At 58.5% G+C, this 25167-nt stretch carries 19 protein-coding genes; 1 reads left to right on the plus strand and 18 read right to left on the minus strand.

The window, feature by feature from the left end; translation table 11 throughout:
- Positions 1-3: 3 nt before the first annotated feature.
- From ACE3OO_RS05425 to ACE3OO_RS05455, 7 genes are all read right to left on the minus strand, one after another.
- Entirely contained in the window at positions 4-1056 is a 1053-nt protein-coding gene (locus ACE3OO_RS05425; protein ID WP_374300542.1) for an NAD-dependent epimerase/dehydratase family protein, read from the minus strand.
- 212 nt (positions 1057-1268) lie between these two features.
- Complete coding sequence (locus ACE3OO_RS05430) at positions 1269-2201, minus strand: NAD-dependent epimerase/dehydratase family protein (RefSeq protein WP_374300544.1); 933 nt, start codon at positions 2199-2201, stop codon at positions 1269-1271.
- Between the two features lie 15 nt (positions 2202-2216).
- Positions 2217-3155 (minus strand): NAD-dependent epimerase/dehydratase family protein, encoded by a 939-nt coding sequence (locus tag ACE3OO_RS05435; RefSeq protein WP_374300547.1) that lies wholly within the window; start codon positions 3153-3155, stop codon positions 2217-2219.
- Positions 3152-5098: an asparagine synthase (glutamine-hydrolyzing) gene (gene asnB / locus ACE3OO_RS05440; protein ID WP_374300548.1), complete on the minus strand. Its 1947-nt coding sequence runs from the start codon at positions 5096-5098 to the stop codon at positions 3152-3154. The genes ACE3OO_RS05435 and asnB (ACE3OO_RS05440) overlap by 4 nt, the downstream gene beginning before the upstream one ends.
- Positions 5099-5116: 18 nt before the next feature.
- On the minus strand, positions 5117-6352 hold the full coding sequence (locus ACE3OO_RS05445; RefSeq protein ID WP_374300551.1) for a glycosyltransferase: 1236 nt from the start codon (positions 6350-6352) through the stop codon (positions 5117-5119).
- On the minus strand, positions 6336-8207 hold the full coding sequence (gene asnB / locus ACE3OO_RS05450; protein ID WP_374300553.1) for an asparagine synthase (glutamine-hydrolyzing): 1872 nt from the start codon (positions 8205-8207) through the stop codon (positions 6336-6338). Before asnB (ACE3OO_RS05450) ends, ACE3OO_RS05445 begins: the two co-directional genes overlap by 17 nt.
- Before the next feature lie 4 nt (positions 8208-8211).
- Positions 8212-9384 (minus strand): glycosyltransferase family 4 protein, encoded by a 1173-nt coding sequence (locus tag ACE3OO_RS05455; protein WP_374300555.1) that lies wholly within the window; start codon positions 9382-9384, stop codon positions 8212-8214.
- A 174-nt stretch (positions 9385-9558) separates the two neighbouring features.
- Between ACE3OO_RS05455 and ACE3OO_RS05460 the strand changes: the two genes are divergently transcribed.
- Entirely contained in the window at positions 9559-10716 is a 1158-nt protein-coding gene (locus tag ACE3OO_RS05460; protein WP_374300557.1) for a hypothetical protein, read from the plus strand.
- Here ACE3OO_RS05460 and ACE3OO_RS05465 read toward each other — a convergent pair.
- Genes ACE3OO_RS05465 through ACE3OO_RS05515 form a run of 11 tightly spaced genes read right to left on the minus strand, consistent with a single transcriptional unit; the run spans position 10695 to position 25161 of the window.
- Positions 10695-11576, minus strand: a complete 882-nt coding sequence (locus tag ACE3OO_RS05465) for an NAD-dependent epimerase/dehydratase family protein (RefSeq protein WP_374300559.1) — start codon at positions 11574-11576, stop codon at positions 10695-10697. The genes ACE3OO_RS05460 and ACE3OO_RS05465 overlap by 22 nt on opposite strands.
- The gene (locus ACE3OO_RS05470; RefSeq protein ID WP_374300561.1) at positions 11561-12703 is read right to left on the minus strand and encodes a class I SAM-dependent methyltransferase; all 1143 of its coding nucleotides are present in this window, start codon (positions 12701-12703) and stop codon (positions 11561-11563) included. Before ACE3OO_RS05470 ends, ACE3OO_RS05465 begins: the two co-directional genes overlap by 16 nt.
- Positions 12704-12725: 22 nt before the next feature.
- Positions 12726-14054: a hypothetical protein gene (locus tag ACE3OO_RS05475; protein ID WP_374300562.1), complete on the minus strand. Its 1329-nt coding sequence runs from the start codon at positions 14052-14054 to the stop codon at positions 12726-12728.
- Positions 14041-15843: a glycosyltransferase gene (locus tag ACE3OO_RS05480; RefSeq protein ID WP_374300564.1), complete on the minus strand. Its 1803-nt coding sequence runs from the start codon at positions 15841-15843 to the stop codon at positions 14041-14043. Before ACE3OO_RS05480 ends, ACE3OO_RS05475 begins: the two co-directional genes overlap by 14 nt.
- Before the next feature lies 1 nt (position 15844).
- Complete coding sequence (locus tag ACE3OO_RS05485; RefSeq protein WP_374300566.1) at positions 15845-17047, minus strand: DegT/DnrJ/EryC1/StrS family aminotransferase; 1203 nt, start codon at positions 17045-17047, stop codon at positions 15845-15847.
- Positions 17044-19113 carry a class I SAM-dependent methyltransferase gene (locus ACE3OO_RS05490; RefSeq protein ID WP_374300568.1) on the minus strand — a complete coding sequence of 690 codons (2070 nt, stop codon included), beginning with the start codon at positions 19111-19113 and terminating at the stop codon, positions 17044-17046. Before ACE3OO_RS05490 ends, ACE3OO_RS05485 begins: the two co-directional genes overlap by 4 nt.
- A gap of 42 nt (positions 19114-19155) precedes the next feature.
- The gene (locus tag ACE3OO_RS05495; protein WP_374300570.1) at positions 19156-20136 is read right to left on the minus strand and encodes a class I SAM-dependent methyltransferase; all 981 of its coding nucleotides are present in this window, start codon (positions 20134-20136) and stop codon (positions 19156-19158) included.
- A complete protein-coding gene (locus tag ACE3OO_RS05500; protein ID WP_374300572.1) occupies positions 20129-21322 on the minus strand; it encodes a hypothetical protein in 1194 nt (397 codons plus the stop codon). Before ACE3OO_RS05500 ends, ACE3OO_RS05495 begins: the two co-directional genes overlap by 8 nt.
- A 13-nt stretch (positions 21323-21335) precedes the next feature.
- Positions 21336-22652 carry an ABC transporter ATP-binding protein gene (locus ACE3OO_RS05505; RefSeq protein WP_374300574.1) on the minus strand — a complete coding sequence of 439 codons (1317 nt, stop codon included), beginning with the start codon at positions 22650-22652 and terminating at the stop codon, positions 21336-21338.
- Between the two features lie 8 nt (positions 22653-22660).
- On the minus strand, positions 22661-23467 hold the full coding sequence (locus tag ACE3OO_RS05510) for an ABC transporter permease (protein WP_374300576.1): 807 nt from the start codon (positions 23465-23467) through the stop codon (positions 22661-22663).
- A 2-nt stretch (positions 23468-23469) separates the two neighbouring features.
- On the minus strand, positions 23470-25161 hold the full coding sequence (locus ACE3OO_RS05515) for a radical SAM/SPASM domain-containing protein (protein WP_374300578.1): 1692 nt from the start codon (positions 25159-25161) through the stop codon (positions 23470-23472).
- Between the last annotated feature and the right edge of the window lie 6 nt (positions 25162-25167).

Consider the following 25167-nt stretch of genomic DNA (forward strand, 5'->3'; position numbering starts at 1 on the left):
CGATCAGAGATGCGCCATGAAATAGTCGTGCTGCGCCATGCAGCGAGCGATATTGGCTTTGTTCGCCAGGGTCCAGGCCACGGTCTTTTCGATACCCTCGCGGATAGAGACGCCGGCCTCGAAACCGATCTCGCGTCGGGATTTCTCGGTCGAGCCGAAACGCTTGCCGGATCGGTCCCAGTCGCGCGCCGGGCGCAGATCGACCGGCGTCGGATTGCCTGTGACTTCGTTGATGATGCGCGCCAGTTCCAGGATGGTGGTTTCAACGCCCGACGCCAGATTGTAGATATCGCCGGCCTTGCCGCGCGCCGCGCAGGCCATCAGGCCGCGCGCCATATCTTCGACGAAGATGAAATCGCGGCTGGCGTTGCCGCCATTGTCGAGCGGCAGTGCTTCCTTGTTGAGCGCCTTCCAGATGAAAGTCGGAGTCACATTGCGCCAGACTGTGTGCACGGTGCCACGCCAGCGGCCCGCCCCCAGCATCTCACGCGGACCATAGACATTCTGGAAACGGGCCTTGACGATCGGCAACTGGTGCCGGGTCCAGAAGTAATTGCCGTAGAGCTCGCCGATCAGCTTGCTGATCGAATAAGGACTGTCGTGATACAGCGAGACAGGAGCATCCTCCTGCGTGGCCTTTGCCTCGTCGAAAGTCTTCTCCGCCACCGCGCAACCCGCCGCGGCATAGACCACCTTTTTCAGGCCAGACATATCCTTCAGGCGATTGAAGAGCTTGAGGCTGGTCAGCGTGTTGTTCTCATGATCCGCCAGAGGATCGTGAATGGAGCTCTGGTTGCCGTGATAGCAGGCCAGATGCCAAGCATAATCGAGATCGTCGGGAAGCTCGCGCAAAATCCGGTCATCCGTGATCGGTCCGTAGACAAACCGGATGCGGGGATCGGCCGGGATATTGGCAATATCGGAAGACAGCAAATTGTCGACGATGATGATCTCGCGCGGATTCTGCTCCAGGAGCTTCAGCACCAGATTGCTGCCGACAAATCCGGCGCCACCGACCACGAGCAGCCGCGCGCCCGCAAATGTCGTTTCGCCCATTTCGTTCCCCACCTGCACGCAACTCGATCAGCCGGGAGAATCTACAACCGGCACGTCAGAAAATGGCACACTTCTCGCGTTTTCGCAAAGGTCGTCACGCAGGAAAGAAAGCCCAGAAAGCGGCCCTTCAGGGCTGACGCGGGGCAAGAAAAACCGGCGGTTTGAAGAACCGCCGGTTTGCGCAAGAACGGCAGACCGCCGATGCCGTCCGGTCAGGATTTCGGCGCGGCAAGATGGCTGTAGATATCCGTCACGCCGTAGCGGTCATACCAGCGCAGCAGACGCTCGATCGTCTCGGTAAAGCCGATTCGGGCCGTCCAGCCAAAAGCCCGTTCGGTTTCCGATGGGTCAAGCACCACGGCCGGCACGTCGTCGGCACCCGGCGGCACAACGGGAACCGGCTCGGATAACGAGATGCCGAGATAGGTCACTACGGCGTCAAACACATCCTTGATGCTTCGCCCCTCGCCGGTCGAGACATTGAACAGACCGGTCGGCCCACCATCCGCCATAACCAAATCCATCAATGCAAAGAAATCCTCCATGTCGAGGAAGTCGCGCACGGTGTCGGAACAGAAACATTTCTGCCCTGCCTTCAGGCGTTTGTAGAAAGTGGGGATCGGACCAATCGCCAGGCGTGGCCCGGTCACATTGGCCAGGCGCAACGACACCACCGGCAGGCCAGACATCAGCAGATACTGTTCACCCGCAGCTTTGGAGATGCCATAGCTGGTGAAGGGCCGGGCGGGATGCGTCACCGGGATCGGCACGCTGTCGGGTCGCCCATAGGCCAGCGCCGTCTGGAAATTAACCAGGCGCTTCACCCCATGCCGGCGCGCAGCTTCGGCCACGTTGATCGTGCCCGTCACATTGGTCGCCGTGTCTTCCCGCCAGTCCGCCGGGTCCTTGTAGGCCGCCGCACTGTGTATGACATGCGTCGGACGAAAATCGTCGAAACAGCGATCCATCAGACCGCGATCGACGATACTGCCTTCGACGACAGTGAGGCCGGCGACCGGCGGCAGAACCTCGCGCTTGCCGGTAGCGAAGTTGTCGATCGCAAGAACCTGGTATCCGGCTGGAATAAAGCGCTCGATCAGATTGCTGCCAAGGCACCCCGCTCCGCCGGTGATCAGTATCCGCACGGTCAGTTCACTCCGTCAGGACTTTGCATCGACCTTGAGATGCGTGTATTCGCCATGCACGCCATGCTCGCGGTAATACGGGATCGCCGCCTTGACGATATCCTTCAGGCCGGTGAATTCGACGGCGCCGAAATCGGCAAAGGTCCGCGAGGGGTCGAGCAGAATCGACGGCGCATCATCAGGACCAAGCGGACGGATCTCCGGCTCCGGATAGGCATTCAGCCCCATCCCCTCGACGACGGCGTCATACAATTCCTTGATGGCGATGTCGCTGCCGGATGAAAAGTGATAGGCGCCATGCCCCTTGCCGTCGACCGCCTTGAGCGCGGTGCGCGCCAGATCCTTGACGAAGACGAAGTCGCGGCGCGCCAAGGTGACGAAGCAGCGTTTGCCGTCGCGCAGGCGCTGGAAGAAAATCGGCAACGGTCCGCTGACATTACGGGGACCGATCACGTTGGCCAGACGGAAAGTGACGAAATCCAATCCCGAGATTTCAAGATAATCTTCCGCCGCGGTCTTGGAGATCGCATAGCTGCTGTTGGCGGGCAGCTTCGGATGGTTCAGCTGGATCGGCTGCTGCAGCGGCTTCACGCCATAGCAAAGCGCGGTCTGGAAATAGATGAAACGGCCAACCTTGTTGTCCAGGGAGGCGCGCACCAAGTTGGCTCCGCCAACCACATTCGTGCGGGCATCGGTATACCAGTCGTTCGGATCCTTGTACGACGCCGCTGTATGCACGACGACGTCAGGCTTGAAGTCGCCGAACAGGCGCTCGACCAGCGGCTTGTCCGCAATATCCCCGTCGACCAGGGTGAGGTTGTTCTGGGACGGCAGGTGTTCCGGGCGGCCGGTGGCGAAATTGTCGATTGCCAGAACCTGATCGCCGCGCGCCAGCAACATCTCTGCGATATGGGAACCCACCTGGCCGCAGCCACCGGTAATAAGCGCCTTCATGCCTGTACGACCTCACCTTCAGAAACATACTCTTTGAGCATGGCGCGATAGGCGCCCGCCCGGTCATGGAAAGCCTGATGCCACAGTTCCAGGCTGAGAAGCCCCCAGGTCTTGCGCGAGAATTGCCGGGCCTGGCCGAAATTCCTCAGAACGGCATCGGCATTAATATGAGGCCGATGCTTCTGTCCGATCGTCTTGAAGATGTCGAAGCTGAAATCGCGCAGCGGGCCGTCGAACCATTCCTTCAACGGGACCGGGAAGCCCATCTTGTCGCGACGCTGGACGATTTCCCGGGGCAGGACATCGGAGAAAGCCAATTTCAGGAGATGCTTCATATGACCGCCGGCGAATTTAACGTCGGCCGGAACAGTAGCGGCGAACTCAACCAGCGCATGATCGAGGAATGGCACCCGGCTTTCCAGCCCATGCGCCATGCTCATCCGATCTTCGACCTGCAGAAGGGCCGGCAGCAGGCATTTGAAATCGAAATGCGTCATGCTGTCGAAATAGGCTTCCTTCTGGACATTCGCGGTGTTGTTGAAGATCGCCTTGAAGGCACTCACAACATGCTGCCGGTCCAGTCCGGACCAGTCAATTTCGTCCTGCATGTCGGTCGAGCGGTCGATCAGGCGCATGTACCGCTCGTCCAGCGCACCGAATATACCCTCGCGCCAGAAATCGCTGATGGCGGGCTTGTATTCGCGCAGCAGTCCCAGATTGGGTATGATGGATTCGATCGTGACAACGAAGTTGCCATCCCGGTATGTACCGTCGATCGCCGCCTTGATGCACTGCTCGAAATACGCAATCAGATAGCGGGCATACCCACCGAAGATTTCGTCGCCGCCCTGGCCGCCGAGAACGACCTTGACCTTCGAGGCCGCCATTTCCGAGACCATGAACTGCGGGAAAGAACCCGGACCAGCCACGGGGAAATCGAGATGGTATATGACCTTCTCGATGTTCTTTTCGAAATCCTGCGCAGCGATGTCCACGATATGCAGCTTGCCCGACGCCTTTTCGGCTGCCTTGGCCGCATAGCCGCTTTCGTCATAACCGGGATAGTCGGTGAAGCGGCCATGGAACATGTCGCGGTTGGCGGTATCGGCGCGCAACGCCATAATCGCCATCAGGCTTGAATCGACGCCACCCGACAGATAGGCCCCGACAGGCACGTCGCTGCGCAGATGCATGCGCATCGAGTCATGCAGCAATTCGGAAAGGCGATTGGAGAACCAGCGCTCGTTGCGGCTCCAGTCGATCGCGTAATTGACATCCCAATAGCGGGACACCCGGATACGGCCGTTCTCGCAAACCAGTGCATGTCCCGGCAGCAGCTGGCGAATGCCTTTGAAAAGCGTGTTCTCGCCCAGCGTATACTGGAAGGTCAGATATTCGGCGAGCGCGGCCGGATCGGTCTCGATATCCGGCAGGAAAGGCAGCAGGGCCTTTGCCTCGGATGCGAAATAGAGAATGTCATCGACGACGGTGTAATAGAACGGCTTGATGCCAAAACGGTCGCGCGCGCAGAACAGCCGCTGCCGTTTGGCATCCCATAAAGCGAAGGCAAACATGCCGCGCAGATGTGTCAGGCAGTCGTCGCCGTATCGCTCGTAAGCCGCCAGGATCGTTTCCGTGTCCGATGCGGTGCGGAAGGCCCAGTGATCCTTCAGGCCAGCGGCCAATTCAACGTAGTTATAAATCTCGCCATTGAAGGCGATCGTCGTGCCGTTCGGCCCCTGCATGGGCTGGGCGGCGGAGTTCGACAGATCAATGATCGACAGGCGGCGATGCGCCAGGCCCGCGACGCCACGCTCGTCCACCCAGATGCCGTCGCCATCCGGGCCGCGATGTGCGATCAGACGGCTCATCACGCCAAGGCGGCGTGCCGGATCGGGCAGCTCCTCGCCCCGGAGCGATATCATTCCTGCTATGCCGCACATGGGGGGTTCGTAACCGTTTCACCCGGCATTCGCAAGAACGCGCAGGATTGCGTTCTTTAGATGTTCTTCTTCCGAAATCCAGCTCAGCCGGGTCCCAGCCTGCCGGCTGCGCTCGCGCTCCGCCTGGCGAAGGCCGGTATCGCCCGCGAAGCGGTCGAGCGACGCGACAATGGCCGGGATCGAGGCCCAGTCGACGCAGATCCCGAAGTTTTCCCGCTCGGCGAGATTACGGATTTCCGGTAGGTCCGGATAGAAAATCGGCAAAGCCGCCCCAAGGCTCTGAAACAGGCCATTCGGCAGGGCGCCGGCATAATTGGCCGAACGGGCATAATAGATCACGGCGGCGGCATCCGCGGTCCTGGCCCAGGGGACAATATCCCCCGGCGCGGCTGCCCCCGGGATATGGGCCCGCCCCTCCAGCCCCAGACGGGCGATCTGCGGCTGCAGGCTCTCATAGCCCCGGCCGATAAAGGCGACATGCACATGGGCCGGCAGCTGCTGCAGCGCCGCCAGGAAAGTCTCTGTGGCCTGGCCGGGCTTGTGGTTGCCAATCGTCACGATCAGCACGTGGCTGTCATCCAGCCCCAGCCGCTCCTTCAACCCGCCCGCATCGACATTGTCCAGACTGGGATCGTGAGCATTGCGCAACACCGTCGCTTCTGCGCCATAGGCGTCGCGCAGCAGCGTCACCAGACTGTCGCTGACAGTCAGAACAGCATCGCTCGCCCGGATGCAGGCTGCCTCAAGGCGGCGGAAAAACGGGAATAGCCAGTTGCGATCGAAGCCGCTCTGCATCTCTGCCGATTCGATACCCGTATAGAAATCATGCGCATCGTAGATCAGCGCGCCACCGGTCAGGCGCCGCCGCAACCAGATCGCCGGATACTGGCTGAATTCATGCAGTACATAGAGATCGGCCGCCGGCAGGCGCCGCCACAGGCGCAGGTTCCGCCGGCCGGGCGTAGCAGCAAGCCAGGCCAGGAAAAGCATTGCCTGCCCCAGCCATGGCAACCCGGCCTTCGCACGCAGGGATTGCCAGCCACGCCGGGCAGCGCCAGCCGCAGCAGCCGTCTGCCGCGTCGCCGGCAGGCGGAAGTCCGGCGTCACATCGTGACGAACGCCATCGGCGATAACGGTCGAACGATATCCAAGCCGGGCAAAGGACAGCGCCTGCTTGAGGGTGCGGCTATCGGTATGCAGCGGCACCGGCGTCACCGAAACGATATGCGTCATCCGTTCAGTCGAAGCGGACATTGAAGCATTCCGCCCAGCGGATCACATTAAGCCAGCGCCACATCTGGAAATCGAAAGGACGGCTGCTGGCCTTCAAGCCATCCCAGACAGTCTGGATGGCCGGCAGGTTGAGCAGCGGCACGCCGGCCGCTGCCGGGCTTGCCAAGGTGGCGTCGACCCAGGGCGACAGGTCGCGCAGCCAGCTTTTCTCAGGCGTCGCAAATCCGATCTTGTCCCGACGATCCAGGATCACATCCGGCACGATGCCGCGCATGGCTTCACGGAAGACATGCTTGCTGCTGCCTTGGCTGCTGACCAGATAGTCCGCCGGCAAGGCATAGGCCGCATCAACCAGCGAGGTGGTAAGGAACGGCACGCGGGATTCAATCGACCAGGCCATCGAATTCCGGTCCTCGTAGCGCAGCAGCGCAGGCAGGATGGTTTCACTCAGGCTCTCGGCCAGCCGGTCGTGCAGCGCGTGGCGGCCATAACTGGCGCTGGGTTCTTGCAGGCCGACACCCTGTCGCTCCAGCCAACCTGCATTCAGCCATGCCGGGGCCAGCGGCGCGCCGACCACCTTGCGCCCCAGAGGGCGCAGCCATTCCGGCGCCAACAGGCCAAGCGCATGGATCGCGAGGTCGCGGACCGTTACATCCGGATAGCTTGACGCCGCACGCAAGAACTGCAGCGCCTTGTCCAGCCGTCCACCCGCCAACAATCCCGCCAGCTTGGCGGCGAAGAACGGCCGGTAACCGGCGAAAATCTCGTCCGCACCCTGTCCGTCGAGCATGACCTTGACGCCATTGCGCGCCGCCAGACGAAAAACACGATACTGGGCATAAATACTGGTGCTGCCGAACGGCTCGCCCTGGACCCTGATGAGGTCGTCCAGGTCGTCGACTAGGTCCTGGCTGGTGGCCTGCACCGTATGTGACTGCGCGCCCGCTGCCTGTGCTGCGATGTCAATCCAGCGGCTTTCATCGATGTCGGCACCCGGCGCAATGAAGCTGAAACTGCGGATGTCGACGCTGCTGCCGCCGATTACACGAATGGCACCAACCACTGATGAGGAATCGACACCGCCCGACAAGGCTGCACCGACAGGAACATCTGAACGCAGATGCAGTCGGATATTTTCGAGAAAGATGTCGCGGATATTCTGCCGCGCCGTCTCGAAATCGATCTGCTGCGGACGCGCCTTCGCGGCCCAGTAGCGCACCGGCTGCACGGCAGCTGCATCCCGATCCAGGCGGATGCGGGCATAATGCGCCGCCGGGAACGAATGCACATCCCGGAACATGGTCTCGGCCTGGCCATCCGTGCTGCCCAGTCGGACATACTTATACAGCTGCGCCGCATTCGCCCGCCGGCTGATGCCCGGCAGTTCAAGCAGCGGCGGAATCTCGGAACTGAAAGCCAGGCCACGCGCCGTCTGCACCCAGAATAACGGCTTGATCCCGAACGGATCGCGGGCAACGAACAGTTCGTTATTGGTCCGGTCGAGAATGACAAACGCAAACATGCCGACAAGACGCGGCAGGGCGGCCTCACCCCAGCGGCGCACTGCCGCAAGCAGCACTTCCGTATCCGACCGGGTGACGAATGCCTCCCCCGCTGCCTCAAGTTCGGCGCGCAGCTCGAGGTAGTTGTAGATTTCGCCGTTATAGACAATCCAATAGCGCCCGTCCGGATCCTCCATCGGCTGATCGGCCCGATGATCCAGATCAATGATGGCCAGACGCCGATGGCCGAGCTCGACCGTCCGGCCAGCCAGCTCGAAGCTCCGCAGGGCATCTCTGTCGGGGCCCCGATGCGCCAAAAGACGCAAAGCCGCCGCGCCACCGCCCAGATCAACCGATGCCCAGATTCCGCACATGACTTCAATCCCCGCCCGTATAGGCAGCTATCATCACGTCAGCTTCCGCTTCCCAACAGAGCGTCTTCGCTGCCAGAAGTGCATTCCGCTTGCATTGCTCAATCGCCTCAACCGTCATGGCATTGACCATTGCCGCAATCGCCTCCGCCCCATCCTCCTGCAGCACCCAGCCGACCTGGTGCTGCTGCAACAATCCTCGCATCTCCGGAACATCAGAAATGCATAGGGCAAGACCCGCCATGATGTATTCAAAAAACTTGTTCGGCAGCGCCAACCGATTCTCATCAGAATGAGCCGGCAGGACATGGATCCCGACATCCGCCTCATTGGCCATGCGAACAAGATCCTGTACCGCGACCGGCGGCGCAAACTCGATACGCTGCGCTGCATCACCGGCAATCTGCTTAAGATGTGCGATATAGTCTGCATTCGCCGGGCCACGAATAGTCAGCTGAATTCCTGGTCGCCACTGCTTCACGCTGGCCACCAGCGCCTCCAGTCCACGCCCCGGAATTACAACGCCGTGATAAAGAATCCGGATATTCTGCCCCACAGGTCTGCAGGGCATCTCCTGATAGACAGGAACATTGCGGATCACCACTGGGCTTTGCGCGAGGCGGTAGTTGCGCTCCAGCAGTTCGGCAATACCCTGCGATACAGTAGAGAGAACAGCAATGCGTTGTAGAAATGTCTTCTCAATTGCTGCAATATATTGCGGATAGAATAAGCGCCAGCGCCAATTCTCGCTGCGTTCGCCAGTGGCATATTCATGGGAATCGTAGACGAGCCGAGCCCCGCAACGGTCTGCAAGTTCAGCTGCGATCGGCAGGGAGTTCCAGTCATTAGCGATGACCAGTGTTGCGCTTTCAATGCTTTCAGCCAGTTCCCTCACCGCCCGGTGACGCAACTGCATCCGGTAAACAGGCTGCCACAGCGAAGAATGGACCTTGCAACCCAGCAGCAGAAGAATGCGGATGGCGCGGCGAAACAGAGAGGCATCACCAGCTGGTTCTGGTGTTACAGCTATGCTCCATGGTGTATCCGCGGTCGCCCCGGTCTCTCCAAATCCAACCGCTAGGACATCCCAGCCCGCAGCGCGAAAAGCCTGGCACTGCCGGCGCACGCGAGGATCCGAAGCGACATTGGATAATGCGATGCTAATAACGCGCGAAGGCATGCGTATTTCTCACAAAAACATCATAGCGGCTGTCGCAGGATACGATCACGAAAACGGAGGGGCGGGCTCCGCCCAGTTCAGCACTCTTTACAGGTTGGTTTGGCATGGGGAATGTGTATGATTTGATCCAACAGATTATTTTGAATATTAGGCCATCAGGAATTTGCCGTAGCGATGTTGCGCATCCTCCACTGCCCCACAAATATTGGCGGTAACGCCGCAGGACTTGCACGTGCAGAAAGGGCGATTGGACTGAATAGCCGATCAGTCTCTCTTTTCGCCTCGCCCTTTGGCTTCACGGCCGATGAAGAACTGACACATCCCGGCTTCATACGGCAGGAGATCACGCGCTGGCGTCTGCTCTTCAGAAGTCTTCTTTCTTATGACGTCATCCACTTCAACTTTGGCCAGAGCATTCTCATGCCGCTGGCATACCCGGAACCATCCGCTGCATTCAAGCATTCGGTCCGGCGTGGCCTGCTCCACAGCTATGCCAAACTGATCTTTATGAAAGATCTTCCCTTGTTGAAAAGTATGGGGAAGACGATCGTGGTGACATTCCAGGGTGATGATGTCAGGCAGGGTGATCTTGCAAAACGGTGGCCGGTGCATTTCGTCCATGACGTCGAGGAGGGGTATTACACTACCCAAACCGATGTGATGAAGCGGCAACGTGTTGCCGCATTCGCCCGCTGGGCAGACCGCCTGTTTTGCCTCAATCCCGATCTTCTGCATCTTCTGCCAGAAACAGCGCAGTTCCTCCCCTATGCCAGCGTCGACCCGGATCAGCTCCACCCGAGCCGTCCGCCGAACGATGGGCCGCTGGTAGTGATGCATGCTCCATCACATCGCGCCGTTAAGGGTACCGAGTACATTCTGCAGGCCGTTTCACAACTTCGCGCAGACGGCATTCCCATCGAACTCCGACTGATCGAGAATCTTCCCAATAGTGAAGCACGACGTCAGCTCGCTACGGCCGATCTAGTGATCGACCAATTGCTGGCTGGTTGGTATGGCAGCCTCGCCGTTGAATGCATGGCGATGGCCAAGCCGATCATATGCTACTTGCGCCCCGAAGATATGGCCCACATACCGCCGGCCATGCGGAGCGAGATACCCATCATCAGCGCGACCCCAGGCGACCTGACGATGATATTGCGCCAACTGGCCACAGTAGGCCGCAGCCGGCTGGCAGAGATTGGCGAGCAGAGCCGGTCATTCTGCCTAAACTGGCACGCGCCGCGAATGGTAGCGCGCTACCTTGATGGGGAGTATCGGGCGGCACGCAACGGCATTGCCGCCGCACCGTTTCATATTTCAGCAGGCGCCTGAAGCGGCTTGTGCAGCATGGCGGCAATGCCGGATTCGATCCCGGTCATGCCGCTCAGATCCATGTAGCTTTGCAAGCGCGTCAAATCCGGCACGATAAAGAGCGGTTCAGCAGCGGTTACATCAACCTTGAGGGAAGTGCCGATCTGTTCCGCGATCAGCTGTCCGACCGTACGAATGGTGACAACCCGGGGGTTGGCCACATTCATCGTTCCAGTCCAGCTCTGCTCGACTGCAGTCGAGATCACGTCGACAACGTCATCCAGCCAGATCGGTGTAAATCTCAGACCCTCGCCATCCTTGGAAACCTGTATCGGCTGCCCCGAAGCGATTCTTCCAACCAGATTCGGCAGCAGGCGGTCGACCTGACCAACGCCATAAGGGAAGAACAGTCGCAGAATGCACAGCTTGAACAGATGGGAATAGGGCTGAGCGATTACTTCTGCTGCCAGCTTGGTCGCGCCCAACATGCTGCTTGGCGACAGCGCCATATCCTCCCGCAGCGTTTTCGCCGTGAAGGGTTCATAAACCGTGCCCGTCGAAACGAGGCAGAACTGGCTCACGCCAGCCTTTGCCGCGAAATCGAGGAGATTCTGCCCCCCGGCTACATTCACAGCGAACATCTTGGGCGCGCTGGCCGGAAAATCCCTGTGATCGCCAGATTGCGCCAGATGTACAATCGCGTCGATTTTCTCCTTTTCCAGCTGCGGGGGGGCCGGCTGCGACAGATCCCATTCGATCAGGTCTACACCAAACCGAGCCGATGACTGGCGGCCGGTCAGCAAGACCTCATGCCGTCCAGCCAGTTTGGGCGCCAAGGACCGCCCGATAAAACCGGAACCGCCTGTCAGGAGAATGCGCATAAGGCTTCCGGTTTGGTCAGAAGAACCGATATTCCGTTGGGATTGGAATTATTGAAGACGTAATCCCGCACCCCCAGATCGCGCAACCATCCGGCTACCTCTTCCTCGCTATGCTGCCAGGCATTGTGCGGATGATACCAGTCGAAATTGACCATATTGTTGGTCTCGTAATCAAAGGCATCATTCCAGAAGCATTTGAGGAAATTGTAGTAGATCAATCGCTGTACATCATGGGTTCCAGCCGGAATGCCCAATACCGGGATCGGCTTCTCCAGCGTGATCTTCGCATTCAACTTGGACAGCTCACGCCCAAGTTCTGTTATGCTCTCACAGGCGACATAGCAGTCCTCTGCAGGCAGCGACTTGAACGCATCCCGGATATGCTGGTCACAAAAATACCGGGCCGCTCCCATCTTCCTGTACACATAGAAGAAGAACTTGCCGCCCGGCCGAACTTTGGAGTAGAGCGCATTAACGGCCGCTCGGGTATCCGGCGTGTGATGGAGCACGCCGTCGGCAATCACAAAGTCGAAGACACCATCGTCGAATGGCGCATCCATGAGGTCGGCCTGTACCACCGTGCAGTTCGGAAGATGCTTCGTGTTCGAGAAGGTCGTGAAGGCAGCATCGGAGATGTCGAGCGCAAAGACACGTCTTCCCTGCTCGGCAATGAACCGGCTATTGAAGCCGGACCCCGGGCCGACTTCAAGCACGGTGTTAAACTGGCGGTAGAAGCCGGGCAGTTCGCTCTGGTCCTTCAGACCGAACTTCTTGCTGTACCAATCAAACAGGAATTCCCCATGCTGCGGTTCCAGGCCGTAATTCTTGAAGCGACGCCACTTGTCCGAAAAGGTTTCGTTGGTCTTGGCCTGGTCCCGCGCTTCCGGACGTGCCGCGTCTTCAACTGGCAGCTTCAGGCCGTTACGAGCGGCAAAAGCCTCGAGGTCGGGTCGCAGAACTCCACGAAGAAAACACGGCACTCCATCAAGAATCGGGTACCAGTAGTCACTGCACGGCACCCGCAACACGCCCTCAACGACATGCCCCTGCTCTTCCATGAAGACTGTCAATTCAAGAGGCTTGCCAGCAAAAGTCCCGACACCCCTCAGCATTTCCAACTGTTCCACCCGCAACTTCCACCTCATTCCATTATATGACGTGCTCGACCGGCGCTTTCGTCATCCAGTTCAGCGTAATCTCGGACTCTATCCGACTTTTCAGCTCTTCGCCGAGGGTTGTGACACGGCTCTCTATGACTTGTTTCCAGGCGGGGCTGGGAGACGCCGTTGTCAGATACATTTGCCCAAGCTTGATGGCAACAGCTTCCCGACTATAGTGCCTGATGACGTAGAGCCGCCCCTGCCGGCCCATTTCCTCAAGATCATAATGCCCCAGCAGGCATTTCTTCAATTCTTCGTAAAGGTCGTCCGGCCCCGCATTAATGAAGGGGCAGGTGTCTGGATCGGCCAAGACATCGCGGTTGCGGATGTAACAGATGACCGGCTTGCCGATACTCCAGGCTTCGACCGCCGTATAACCATGCGCCCCGCCGATGAATTGCTCGGCGACGACATCCGCCTGCCGCATCGCCTGGATCACCTCGGCGTTCGTTTTCCCCTGCACCACCATAAGCTCGATCGCATATCCCTCGGTCTGTAGCCTGTTGATTGCCTTCTGCAGATACGCCGAACCTTTGAAATGCGTATGATTGGGGGCGTGAAACACGCGCAACGCACCCTCGGGGCGCGCCGGCGGGAATGACGGCGCTTCACTCATGTCAATCGGCCAGTAGTGAAAGACCCGTGCATGCGGCACATACCGCACCATATCCGCCATCGCAACCGCGCCGTTAACGTATCGGCCAATCATCTCCATATTGGCCGCGCCGGCAGCGTCGTCGCAGATGCAATATCGGCCGACCTCGACACAGTCCATGCAGAAGTTGAGTGGCCCTAGAGACTGCGTAGCGTTGCGGGTCCGAACATCGGCACCATAGGCATAGGTGTAAATGCGCTTACCGGCCCTGCGCAGCAACTGCAACTCGAATTCACTCAGACCGATCCCCCCACCCGGGCGGACAAGAAACCCGCGATCATTGAAGAAGTGAAAGACATCGTATCGCAGCAAGGCATAAAGGAAGACAAGCCAGGTCAACCACTGATAGGCAAGGAAACGGCGCAACGCCAACCTCGATATCCGGTTGAGATTGACATCGAACGCGGACGAGATGTGATAGGTGAGATAGACAAGAGATTGCGAGGCAAGGCCCAAGCTTCGGTCGCAGCGAGCCAATAGCGGCAGGGTGAGAATGGGAGTAGTGCCCCACACCGTTGACGGCCGGCCACGCCACACTCGCCATGCGGTTAGCTGCCGCGCCACAAAGACGATCGCATGAAGGACGGGGAGCGACAGGGGGCGGACGACAACAGCCAGCCCACCCAAGATCACCCGCGATCCGGAAACTTTACTCTGCGGCATCCCGGACAGCACCTTCGGACGACAGCATTCTGGAATATGCGCCGACCTGCAATGACAGAATGCGCTCTGAAGAATGGTAATCCCGAATCCACTTCAGCGCTGCTGCACCAAGCCCTGCGCGGTCTTCCAGATCATCCGCAACCTGCTGCATGCGCGCAATGATCTGCTCTACCGTTTCCGCAGCCATGAGCGGTGGTGCCTTGCCAAAGAATTTCTCCAGACAGTCGGCATCGATATACGTGATCAGCCGGCGCCCCACGCCCATTGCCTCGAAGGCAACACCTCCCAAAGCGGGGATAACAAATTGATCGATCACCGCATGCGCCCGCAGATACGACTGGAGTAGCTCGCGTTTGCGCATGGGATCAACCCAGGTGATGATATCCGCGCATCCCAGTTCGTCGATCAATTGCCGTGAAAGATCCAGCTCGGCGCCCCAGGCGACCATGGTCAGCTGTATGGGGACGCCACGCGCCGCCAGAATGGCCGCGGCGCGAATGTAGCGGTCATTACCCTTGCACCAGGCGGCGCCGCCCACCTTCCAGTGCTGTCGCGCCGGACAGAAGAAATGCACACGTCCATCTTTCGGCGGCTGCAGATCGCCGTGGTTCGCGGCGAAAGTCGCAATCTTGCGATCGTCGAAGGCATGCGGGAGGTAAACTCGCTGGTCAGGCCTGATACCCAGAGCATCCGCCATCGGCAAGACGTCACTATTGGTTATAAAGACGACATCGGCCTTTCGATACGTCAGATTGCAGACACGCCCTTGGATGCTGTCCTCAAAGGGAATTTCGCGCAGCGTGCCATGCTCATAGGCGCAATACTGCCGCCCCCAGCGCATCGGAATTAGGCCATCCGTCGAGTAGCCCTGAATGACGTCGTAATGCTTGAGTAATTGAAGCCAAGGCAAGCTAAGATCGCATAGATATTCCAGATCTGCAGCACGAGATTGAGAAAGAGCGTTAGGATGGTATGAATCGTAAAGCTCGGCCATCTGCTTCGCAGTCCTGATGGCATCTCCGACGCCAACCCCCTTCATACGGATCGCCTGCCCAAGCAGTGCTTTGCCGGCGCGTGACAGCGTCTTTACCAGATAGGGCAAGAAGTGCAGGCGGGACCGCCAGAACTTTAAGCGCCAGGATATTTTCGCACGCCAGTCGAGGTTTGAGCGGCGCAAGCGCTGTTCAGATTCCGCAACAGCCTTGGACCGATAGCCTACATACCAGTCTCGCCGCAGCACAATTCGATATGCCGCGAGCTTCAAAGCATTCGGCACCCACATGCCGGACAGGCAAAAAGCAATCCACAGCAGTACCGCTACATAATACCGGCCAGGCATGGACACGTTGGCTGACCTGCGCTTTCTCTCGGATTTGGCACGCTGATCCAGCAGGCGCCAGTAAGAGAGCTCAAGGCTCTGCCGCCAATACCAGCTTCGGAAACGCCCGTTCCCCCGCAGGGCGTTGAGATAGGCGATGCATTTCAGCAAAGGTCCCTGAGCGAACCAGAAGGGCCGTCGCGGTCCCTTCAGGTCGGTTGCCCACCAGTCGGGATAAAATGCATCGATCGCGCCAGAGAATTCATGATCTTCCCATTCCGGGCAGCCCATGATGTGGTAGTAATCATAACAGATTACATCAGCCTCAATGCCGGCCTTCCGCTGGATTTTAGCGTTGTTGTATGCGTTGTTGGCAATATTGCCGATATGCAGCACACGCAGGTTACGCCCGTTCCTCTCCCGGAAATCAGAGAGCCACTTGGCATAGTTGCTGTGCTGGTCGCACGACATCTCAGTTGATCGACCGCAATGCTGCCTTTACGGCATCGACGATGAGATCCTGCTGCTCGTCGGTCATGCCGGGAAAGATCGGCAGTGTAATGGACGTGTCCTCGCACAGAGCCGCATTTGGATACGCCTCCGGCTTCAACCCATACTTTTTGGCATAATAGCCAAGGCGATGGACGGCGTGAGTGCCCGGGCGGGTGCTGATATCCTTGGCAGCCAGATGCCGCATGACTTCGTTGCGAGCGCCGCGATCTGCACCATCGATACGAATCACATACGACTGGTAAGTGTGATCGTTTGCGCCGATGCCGGCGGTCGGCAGCACAATCCGGTCGATACCAGCCAGCTTGCGGCTATACACGCCGGCCCGGCTGCGGCGCTCTTCCAGCAGGCGGCTGAGCTTTGAGAACTGCGCCACCCCCACTGCCGACTGGATGTCGGAAAGTCGCAAGTTGTAGCCAACCTCATCGAAGAGGGCCATGGTCCACGGCATTTCCGCCTTCGGGTCATCCGGCGGGAGACCGGTAGCGCCATGATTGCGCAGATAAGCGACGCGACGCGCGTATTCCGGATCATTGGTGGTCACAGCGCCACCCTCTCCGGTCGTGATCACTTTGCGCGGATGGAACGAGAAGCAGCCGATATCGCCCAGGCCACCGACCGGTACGCCCTTGTACAGGCTGCCAATGGCGCAAGCCGCATCCTCAATAATGCGGATGTTATGCTGGCTCGAGAAAGCCTTGATCTCATCCATAGCAGCCGCCAGACCGAACAGATGCACGGCGATGATGGCCTTAGTACGCGGGGTTCGCGCTGCTTCCAGACGCTCCGGATCAATATTGAAGGTTTGCGGATCGACATCCACGAAGACCGGCTTCGCGCCGACATACTCAACCGAATGCGCTGATGTCACCCAGGTAAAAGCAGGCACCAACACTTCGTCCCCCGGCTTAAGCCCTAGCGCCATGGTCGCCAAGTGCAATGCGGCCGTGCAGGACGTCGTTGCCAGCGCGTGCTGCACTTGATGCCTCTGCGCAATGAGATGCTCAAAATTCTTGGTCGCAGGGCCCTGGGTCACCCAGCCTGAATTCAGGCAGGCGCGCAACGCAAGGATTTCATCCTCGTCGAATTCAGGCTTGGCCAAAGGTATCCGCATGTTTGTAGCCTTCTGGTACGTCTGTGTAAGAACTTCCGAGAACTCGTTCACTCAACTCGCATTTCATGCCCGGGCCAAACATAAGCCTGCCGCGCCCGCACGCCGTCATCCGTCGCATACAGATTGAGATACAGTGGTGCCTGCTGGGTTTTGGAAAGCGGCAGGACAATATCATTCCGCAGGTCACTCGCCGCGAATTCGAAACTGCCGAGGTCAGGATCGGCTGTGCGCAGATAGTTTTCCCCTGGGAGATCACTATAGCTCCAACCGCGCGATTTCGAACTAACCCGTATTGCGACCGTGCCCGTCGTATCTGGCGAGGCATTGAAACGCAAGGTGAGGTCTCTGCCGTTTAGCGCTGCGGCAACCGGCTGCGGCGGACGCGGCGGTTTTTCCGCCTTACCGCCGTAATAGAGGTAGGACAGGTAATAACGGTCCCAGGCAAGGCCCGTATCGACATAACCGGTTATGCTGTCACCGTTCCGCGTCTTGGCCCAAGGGCCAGACGGATCAAGCTGCAAGCCAATGGCTGGCACCATGTCCAAGCGTGCAGGATCGTTGCGAAGACCATCGACAGAAGCCCAGACATTCCCGGCCATTAAAGGCCAGACGCCACCCTTGAAGGCATCGCAGTCCACAATCCGCCAGTCATTGCCAACTCGCACCTCGCAAGTGAGGTGCTTGTGCAATTGCCGGATTCGCGCCGCGAAGCCAAGGATTTCGTACATATCCTTCGCCACATGTGCGACATGGCCGCAACGGGCAATTCCAGCCAACAGAATCGCCCGCGAATCCGTAAGGATTGTCGTTGGCGTTTCGAGCAATTGCACTGTTGGGTGGTGGAAAAGCGCATCCTGCAGAAAACGGTACAGGCGTCGGAAGGCGTCTTCATCCTCAGATGCATCCGCGACGACGGCGGCAGACAGATCATGCAGGAAATTAGCGCCTACCTTGTCAGCAACCTTCTGTACCTGCCTGGCGATCCCAAGGTCAGGCGCATCCGGCAATGCGATATTCACGATGCGAGGAGATACCAGAAGATGAGAATAGGCAGAGACGGCACGACCGGCCACCTTCAGGAAAAAGGCCGGCTCGGCTGCCACCGGCTCGGCCGGCAGATCTGCCTGGCCATGCAGGCCAGCCACCTTGGCAACTCGACCTGCACCCGACTTCATATACAGTTCTTCTACAATACCATGACCGTAGGCGCGAGGCGCACGAACTGCAATCGCATCGCGCGTCGCAATCAGAGAGCCCTCAGGTCCAGTGCCAACGAGGTCGAGCCCGGCCTTTCGAGCAGCCGTTTCGATGGCATGTGGCGGCTCCTCGGCCGCTACTCGCCGGCCAGGCTGCGCGTGGCAGGCCGCAGCCGGTCTGCCACGCAGCAGGCCTCGCAGCGGAAAGGGTTGCTTCGCCCGATTCAAGGTGTAAAGCAGGCTGGGCCAATTGAAATCGGGATCTTCCGGAAGCAGGCGCAACCGGCTTCCAATCCGTCGCAGGATAGCGGTGACAAAACCAATTGCCACATCTGGTGCGCGCTGCTCAATCTGCCGGGACAGCGCCGCTGCTGTCACTATCAAATTCAATAGCGCACGCGAACCCGCGGCAAAAGGCGAGGCGTTGATGATAGCCGTCTGTTCAGACAGAAGCCTTTCAAAACAAACCCGATAGGCCGCCTCACTATCTTCATCGGGTAACGCCCCATTCAGGACGGCCAGATACCAGTCGATACTTTTGTAACTCAGGTAAGCCGCGCCTTGAGGCTTCAGCACCCGTCCGATCTCGCCAAGCCATGGAGCCGGGCCCACGCCAAGGACGTCATCGAATGCGAAGACCGCATCCAGCGTATCGTCCGGCAGGGGAAGCCTATCTCCGGAAATTTCCACAACTTCCACAGAAGCGTGTTCGGCAAACTCCCTACGCCAGATTTCTGCGACGGCCTCATCAGGAGCCGCCAGAAACACGCGGGAAAAACTCTGCAGCAGACCCTGCACCCAGAAAGTGGCGGTGCGGCAGCAGCACAACACATCGCGGCCTTGCAGACCAAGACGCCGGATGTAATCCGCAGCATAAGCAGCATCAAGATCGCTCGCCCAGTCAGAGCTATCAAGTTGCATATGATCGCCCGCCCACCCTACATGCCGTGTCTGGCGACATACCTAAATACGTCGCGCCAGCGTCTCGCAAACGCCCTGAGCTGCAGTATAAATGGGCTCTGGGTCCTGCGATCCGCGACCAAGGGTGCCTTCTAGATCCGTCCGGATATCGGAAAACCCCGCCTGCTCCATAAGCATTTGCATGTCGGATGGATCAATCAGGCGCGCACGGCCTGATGGCCGCTGCAATGCCTTGCCATCCCGGAAATCGCGCAGGACGACTGCCAGTTCCTGCTTCTGCTTGACATTCCCTGCCGCCAGTACCACGTCAACACTGCGGATCAGTTCCTTGCCCAGCGCCGTGTCATCCCGCAGCCAGAGGCGCGCCTGATCAAGATCAACAGGCCGGGAAGCAAAAAGCCCTTCGAGCATTGCCCGCCAGGATTTTTTTCTGTTTGGCGCAGCCAGTATGGCATCGCGGTCAGCGCTCTGAAGCAAACGGTATGCCCGGTCAATGAAGGCATCGCCTCCAAAAGTGACGCAATTTGGCTCGGCCTTCCCGCGCACTTCCATCAAGTAACGCCACCATCCAGCGGCATTGTAAGTCACATACAGCTTTCCGTTCGGCTTTAGAACACGGCGGAATTCAGCCAAGGCCTGCTCGACGTTGACCAGGAAAATGACGCCAATACAAAAGACCGCATCGAAATGACCATCGGGAAAATCGAGCTTCTCCACATTGCCGACCACCGGTTTTATGTTGGGGACAATCTGCTTGCTGATCTCGCTCACGATCGAGAGCCGCGTCTCGCTCAACTCCAGCGCATGGACCTCGTCGAAGAACTGGGACAGCGCCAGACTCCAGTTTCCAACGCCACAGCCCGCATCAAGGGCGCGCGCCCCCGAAACTCCAAGCATTTCAATGCGCCGGTGATGATAGGCGGCGCCACGAGAGAATTCGGTCCGGGCATAACCGTCTTCATAACCAGAGAGACTGAGTGCGTCCAAGAGCTTAAGAATCTTACTGTCAACTGCGTCAACCAAGGCTCATAGCCTCCTCAACCTCACGTCCCATGTCGATACGTGTCCAGGGAATGCCCGCGTAAAGCTTGCCGTTTGATGTGAACGGCACGACTTTCCGAGTCTTGTTGCCGAGCCGGAGACTGACATCCACAGGCTGCTTCAGGTGGAGCGTCCAACCAGCCAGCCAGTCCCAGTCTAACGGCAACCGCACAGGGCCCAACGCGATCTCGGTTTCAAATTCGACGACAACAGACTCTTCCATCCGGACGATGCGCCACGGGCGAGCCGCCATCATCGCAGCGTGGCGCAGCAATTTCGCTGTCGTGGTCACGATATACAGGCCATCACGCTGCTGCTGCGCCATCCTATCCAGAGCGGCCACACCTTCTGCATCGAGCCAAGGTTTCTGCGCCATTACCGGCTTGCCATCCGGCTGCCGATGACATCCGAGATGCTGATAGATCACCAGATGCCCTTCCGGCGGAGTATCCAGCACCGGAGCCACCTGCTCGGCCAGGTTTGTCGCCGTAGGCGCATAGGATAAAGGACCGCGATAACGCTTGAAGCGCAGGATGTGCGATCCATCCCGACATTGTTGCGGCGTAAACAAGGCACCAGCACCGGCTATATCCGGCCGGAACGCCCGGATGTCATTGTGATAATCGATATCGGTCCAGAAAAACTGGAAGCCATAATCGTGGGCGATATCCAGATGGTACAAGGCCGCACCCGGGATATCGCCCTCCTGGTAGGTTGCCCAGTCTCCACCGATATTCTGCTTGTCTTGCTCGCCGCCGTGATTGGTATAGACCGGCGCCTTCGCGCCTTCGCTCGCAAGGATACGCAGCGCTTCGGCTATCCGCTTACGATCGATACGAGCCCCGCCTGCATGATGGGCATCCCCGTAGCTATGCACCGTATCCAGCAAACCCTGCCGGATCAAATGCAAAGCAGTCGGCGCGCAAGATGCAAAACGGCCGTCTTCCTCGAAAAGCCGCCATGCCAATGCCGGTGAACTAAACAACCAGAAGCTGAAGGCTGTCTCGAGATCACGCTGGGCCAGCAATTCGAACCAAGCCAGCTGCCCCTCCCAGCTGGTGCATTCCACATCGCTGTTAATCGCCACCATGCCACGATACGGCGGCGGGAAAGGGCAAACATTGTCCTTTGCGTCAGCTGGCAAAAACCAGCGTTTGAGGAAACTCATTGACACTCAGGGGTCAGCCTGAAGCAGAGGCAAGCTTGGCCGGTTGCGCGTCTACAGCAAGGACCGGAAGTGGATCGCCGCCGTGCTGCCAGTCCGCAGCAAGCTCGCACGCGACAAACTGGTTTTCGCCATAACTGACCACAGAAAGCGATGAGATGTCCTTGATATAGACAAGCCGCTCGGCACCCCATGTCGACCGGTTCAGCCGAGAGGCCCCAACGGAGATCGTATAGGTGCCCATACCAAGATTGAATGACGGGATATCGATGGAGAATTCATTGCGACCCTTGCGCAGGCGGATAGGCCGATTCTGTTGCTCGAAGTCCCTGCCAAAGGATTTGCTATTGCTGATCGACGCGACATAGATGCTATCGACACTACGCATGAACTGTATGCCGACCGTGATATCGTCCATCTCCTGCGAGCTAACGATCTCGAAGGAGATGCGCAACGGCTTTCCGACGATCACGACCCTTGAATCCGGCATGTCGGGCGATTCAAACCGAACATTCTCAAAATTGAGCTCAACCTTCTCCTGGTCATCAGCCTCACTCCGCCCCAGCTTCTTGGCCGCATCTTCAGCGGCGCGCTTGGCATTACGCGCCAGCATGCGCTCGTCATACATGCGGCAGACATCAGTAGCCAAGCCCTCCGCAAGGATGCGCCCATCCTCCAGATAATAGGCGCGATCGCAGAGCCTGGAGACATAGGCCGTCGAATGCGTGACGATTAGCACGGTGGCGCCACTTTCGCAGATGTCGCGCATTCTCTCGGAGCATTTCGCAGAGAAGGCCTCGTCACCGACCGCCAGCACCTCATCGATCATCAGAATTTGCGGATCAATGCTGATAGCCGTGCTGAATGCGAGCCTGGCCTTCATGCCATTGGAATAGGTTTTGACCGGCTGATCGATGAAGGCCTGTAGCTCGGAAAATTCTACGATGTCGTCGAACTTGCGGTTCAGCTCTTTCATGGAAAGCCCCCGATACAGGCCCACCTGGAAGATATTGTCACGGCCGGTCAGCTCCGGATTGAAGCCCGTTCCCAGCTCGAATAGCGCCGTCACCGCACCGTTGACCTTTATATCACCACTACTGCAATCCAGCTTGTCAGCCATGATACGTAGCAATGTGCTTTTCCCAGAACCATTCGGCCCCAGGAAGCCCACAACCTCGCCCTTCCGGATATTCAGCGAGACATCCTTAAGCGCCCAGAACTCTCGATGCCATCGCCGCCCCGTCAGCACCTCGAGCAGCATGTGCACCGGGCGGGAGTATATCTTGTAAGCCTTCGATAAATTGCTTACCGAAATCGCAATATCAGTGCCCATTGTGGCCTCTACAGAACATTACCGAACATCGGCTTCAGCCTTTGGAACAAGCTGCTGCCAATGATGAAGCTCAGCAACGCAACAACGGTAAATACCGGCCAAGCGAAGAGATGCCGTAGTTCTCCATAGAACAGGGCATCCTGAAAGCACCAGACCATATAGCTGATGGGATTGGCGTAGAGTACCGGACGCACAAGCTCTGGCACCCAGTCGGAAACATAAACAATGGGCGCAGCATAGACCAGGAGCATGGCGCTGAGGTTCACAAGACGCGCCCAATCCCGGAAGAAGGCCGTGATCGCCGAAAACATCAGGGCTACGCCAACCAGGAATATGATCTGCAAAGCCAGGATGACCGGCAGCAAGGCGTGAGTCCAGAGCAAGCTATGCTGTGTGGCCAGGATGTAGACGAAGAACACAACATAGAAGACCGCGTAATTCGCAAGCACGGAAAACACCGTGCGCACCGGCAGAATCTCGATCGGAAAGACCACTTCTTTCACTACGCCGGAATTCCCGGTGATGGCCATGCAGCTCCTGTTCATGACTTCCATCGTCATCAACCATGGAATCAGGCCGGACAGTATGTAGACCGTATAGTCGTAGGGTAGATTAAGCGTATCCCCAAGCTTCACCTTGAATACAAAGGCAAAGATGAAGATGTAGATCCCGATGGTCATCAGCGGAGACACATAGAGCCACAACCGGCCCAGTGCGTTTCCAGCAACGCTTTCCCGCAGGTCTCGCAGCACCAGATGCGACAGTAGCTGCCAGTGCCGCGCCGTCGAATGAATAATCCACGCCGCACCACGCATGCTTACTTCGCCTCCAGGAACGAATAGGTTTCCATCGTTTCATTATACACTCGCTCATATGTCGGGGTCCGCTCGATGGCCGAGCTACTCGCCGACCAGATTGCACAGCCTTCGCAAATCTTGAACTTGTCGAAGCTGTTGCGCAGCAGCTCACCACGTACCTCACGGTACCGCTCGCCGGCCCAGATGTCTTCGTAGCTCTGCTCTTTGAGCGAACCGACCGAAACAATACCCTCCCAGCCGACCAGGCCCATAGTGCGGCAGCAGAGCGACACTTCGCCGTCGGGGAAAACAACCGACTGCACCCAGGGCGACGCGCAGGGATAACGCGGCGCATCCCGCTCATACATCATCTTGTGATCGACCAGCTCACCAGTCTCCTTGTCGTGCGTGGAAAGCACGTAGAAGGTAACGTTGTCCACACCCAGAGAGCGCCACTTCTCCAGGAACACTTGACGCTCCTCCATCGCCTGCGGCTGCAGGATGAAGGAAACCCACGTCTTCACGCCGCGGGCGCGGGCGCGTGGAAGGAAATAGCGAAGATTGTTCTCGACAACCTCGAGATCGCTGCCACGGATTTTCTTGTAGGTCTCCGGATCAGCAGCATCGATACTGACCATCAAAGAGGTCAAACCGCCTTCGAGCAGCAGGTCGGATTTTTCCGGTGTGAGCAGCGTACCGTTGGTGGTGAGATGGATATTGGGAACACCCTTCTCCTTTGCACGTCGCACAAAGTCCGGCAGCTTCTTGTTCATCAACGGCTCTTCGACCTGGCCGAACTGCAGGGCGATCTTATGCCGGCCGGCATACTCGGCCACCTTCTCGAAGGTCTCCATTTCCAGCTGCGTATAGCGATCGAAGAAATCGCTCTTGTGGCCGGATTTGTAAGCCGGGGAATGGAATGGGCACATGCCGCAGGCGAGATTGCACTTGTTCAGGACAATGACATGGATGCCCGAGGGGTGTGAGAAGAAGACTTCGCCGCGCTGGGTCAGGTCGCGGTAAATCGTCGCTTCTGGTGCCTGCCAAGACGTCCACGCGGTATTCCACGGCGCCAGACTGCCGGGCAGCATAATCTCCGGCTGGACAGATTTGACATTGCTCAACACACTGGGATCGGCCACCAGCGGGGCATCAGTATCCTGGCCCGGCGTGACCTCCCCTTCGGTCAGCACCGTCGTCGCCGGCGACAGCGCCGCTGCAGCGTTCGAATCCAATTCGTTGACGGTATTGATGTTGCGGGGCCAGCGCGCGGACAACTGACGCCAGCCTTTGCGCGCCAGCTTGGATACCGGCGCGGGCAGCGCATTCAGGATTTTCACCGCCATCCGGCGAAGCGGGTGAACCGTCGCCGCGCTGTTCGCCACCGCCGCCTGGATGGCGAACATCCGCAGCGGATTGACGCCGATCAATACGGGCTTGGCCACCCACACAAAATCGTTGGGCCTGGGAGCATAGTACCAATTCCCCTCATTCGCCTGCACATGGCTCACAAAGGTGCCCAGGGTTTCGAAGTCGATATCGGAAGTGATCGGATAATCCACCACCACGGCCATGGCCGCGCCGCTGCTGGCCACAGGCACAAGATGCTCAGGGGCAGCACTCTGGATGCTGGTGACGGCATAGTCGTTCTCCGCGGCCCAGGCGCGAAGACCTTCGCTGTTCTGAACCTCAGGGGTGAAGAGGATATGCATTGTAAC

The sequence above is a fragment of the Ferrovibrio sp. genome (assembly GCF_041906005.1).
Taxonomy (GTDB): domain Bacteria; phylum Pseudomonadota; class Alphaproteobacteria; order Ferrovibrionales; family Ferrovibrionaceae; genus Ferrovibrio.

What these genes read in the sequence shown, in the direction of transcription:
- ACE3OO_RS05460 (WP_374300557.1), top strand. Translation starts at nt 9,559, where the DNA reads ATGTTGCGCATCCTCCACTGCCCCACAAATATTGGCGGTAACGCCGCA.
- ACE3OO_RS05490 (WP_374300568.1), bottom strand. Translation starts at nt 19,113, where the DNA reads ATGCAACTTGATAGCTCTGACTGGGCGAGCGATCTTGATGCTGCTTAT.
- ACE3OO_RS05480 (WP_374300564.1), bottom strand. Translation starts at nt 15,843, where the DNA reads ATGTCGTGCGACCAGCACAGCAACTATGCCAAGTGGCTCTCTGATTTC.
- asnB (WP_374300553.1), bottom strand. Translation starts at nt 8,207, where the DNA reads ATGTGCGGAATCTGGGCATCGGTTGATCTGGGCGGTGGCGCGGCGGCT.
- ACE3OO_RS05425 (WP_374300542.1), bottom strand. Translation starts at nt 1,056, where the DNA reads ATGGGCGAAACGACATTTGCGGGCGCGCGGCTGCTCGTGGTCGGTGGC.
- ACE3OO_RS05510 (WP_374300576.1), bottom strand. Translation starts at nt 23,467, where the DNA reads ATGCGTGGTGCGGCGTGGATTATTCATTCGACGGCGCGGCACTGGCAG.
- asnB (WP_374300548.1), bottom strand. Translation starts at nt 5,098, where the DNA reads ATGTGCGGCATAGCAGGAATGATATCGCTCCGGGGCGAGGAGCTGCCC.
- ACE3OO_RS05500 (WP_374300572.1), bottom strand. Translation starts at nt 21,322, where the DNA reads ATGAGTTTCCTCAAACGCTGGTTTTTGCCAGCTGACGCAAAGGACAAT.
- ACE3OO_RS05475 (WP_374300562.1), bottom strand. Translation starts at nt 14,054, where the DNA reads ATGCCGCAGAGTAAAGTTTCCGGATCGCGGGTGATCTTGGGTGGGCTG.
- ACE3OO_RS05465 (WP_374300559.1), bottom strand. Translation starts at nt 11,576, where the DNA reads ATGCGCATTCTCCTGACAGGCGGTTCCGGTTTTATCGGGCGGTCCTTG.
- ACE3OO_RS05515 (WP_374300578.1), bottom strand. Translation starts at nt 25,161, where the DNA reads ATGCATATCCTCTTCACCCCTGAGGTTCAGAACAGCGAAGGTCTTCGC.
- ACE3OO_RS05435 (WP_374300547.1), bottom strand. Translation starts at nt 3,155, where the DNA reads ATGAAGGCGCTTATTACCGGTGGCTGCGGCCAGGTGGGTTCCCATATC.
- ACE3OO_RS05455 (WP_374300555.1), bottom strand. Translation starts at nt 9,384, where the DNA reads ATGCCTTCGCGCGTTATTAGCATCGCATTATCCAATGTCGCTTCGGAT.
- ACE3OO_RS05445 (WP_374300551.1), bottom strand. Translation starts at nt 6,352, where the DNA reads ATGTCCGCTTCGACTGAACGGATGACGCATATCGTTTCGGTGACGCCG.
- ACE3OO_RS05505 (WP_374300574.1), bottom strand. Translation starts at nt 22,652, where the DNA reads ATGGGCACTGATATTGCGATTTCGGTAAGCAATTTATCGAAGGCTTAC.